Source organism: Anaerobranca gottschalkii DSM 13577 (assembly GCF_900111575.1).
In the GTDB taxonomy this organism is placed as follows: Bacteria; Bacillota; Proteinivoracia; order Proteinivoracales; family Proteinivoracaceae; genus Anaerobranca; species Anaerobranca gottschalkii.
Genome location: NZ_FOIF01000109.1, coordinates 1 through 1,075 on the forward strand (window position 1 = coordinate 1; position 1,075 = coordinate 1,075).

Below are 1,075 nucleotides of genomic sequence, written 5' to 3' on the forward strand. Positions count from 1 at the left end.
TTTTGTTTTTTTGTTTTTCTTTTTAAAACTTCTGGTGTGACAACGACGAAAATTATATTAGCATATTTTTTTCTCTTATGCAAGAGGAAATTTATGTTAAACTAAGGCTGATTAGATAAAAGGAAGAAGGGGTATTTGGTCCCCTTCTTCACTACTTTAACAATCTTGAAACACTTTTATACATTACTAATGTTAATATACTATTACTTAATCCTTTAACTATGTTAAAAGGTGTAATACCATAAAGTATTAGTGTTTGAACATCGACAATATACTTATTTACAGCACTCCCTAAAGCTACTATTTGTTCTATTGGCATAAAGTTTGAATAAAAAGGAATTATTAAGTAATAGTTTGAAAGAGCTCCAGTGATGGCCATCATAATAGTACCTAAAAGCATACCTAAAATAGCTCCTAAGCGGCTTTTATATTTTAGATAAATTAAACTTGCTGTTAGAACATAGGCACTCCCTACTATAAAGTTAGAAAGTTCTCCAACACCACCGGTACTAGTTTTGGTTACAAAATGTAGTATATTTTTTATTAAAACTATTGCTACACCTGCTAAGGGCCCCATACTAAAACCGCCGATTAACGCAGGTAATTCAGCTACATCTAACTTTAAAAAAGCTGGAAAAATAGGAAGTGGTCCGTGGATAAACATTAACAAATAAGAAATTACTGAAAGGAGAGATATCCTTACTAAAACTTTTGTGTCTAACCTTTTTTTCTTTTGAACTTTTAATACATTTTGCATAATAATCTTCCTCCTAAAAAATTATTTTAGGAAAAATTAAATAACCCCCTGATATATATCAGGGGGGAAATACGCAAAAACATAACTAAGTGGCAATACCACTATCTATCTTCTCCCATCCAGACTTTACTGTCGGCCCTGGAATTTCACCAGATCAGCTCTTTCAAATTAGATGAAAGAGTTCGCGGGCTTTACCGCCGGTCGGGAATTTCACCCTGCCCTGAAGATATATATCAGTTGTATTTAATTTTTCTAAATCAATTATACCACATTTTTCATCTATTGCAATACTAAAAAACATCATGTTTTCAAAATACA

1 protein-coding gene and 1 riboswitch are annotated in these 1,075 nt (G+C 31.8%); the gene reads right to left on the bottom strand.

Annotated elements, in window-relative coordinates; translation table 11 throughout:
• Window positions 1-151: 151 nt before the first annotated feature.
• Window positions 152-757 (bottom strand): ECF transporter S component, encoded by a 606-nt coding sequence (locus BMX60_RS11840; RefSeq protein WP_091351634.1) that lies wholly within the window; start codon window positions 755-757, stop codon window positions 152-154.
• Window positions 758-860: 103 nt separating this feature from the next.
• A riboswitch (FMN riboswitch) is annotated at window positions 861-989 on the bottom strand.
• Between the last annotated feature and the right edge of the window lie 86 nt (window positions 990-1,075).

Excerpts from the sequence above, each read along its gene's own strand:
- BMX60_RS11840 (WP_091351634.1), bottom strand. The coding sequence starts at position 757 with ATGCAAAATGTATTAAAAGTTCAAAAGAAAAAAAGGTTAGACACAAAA.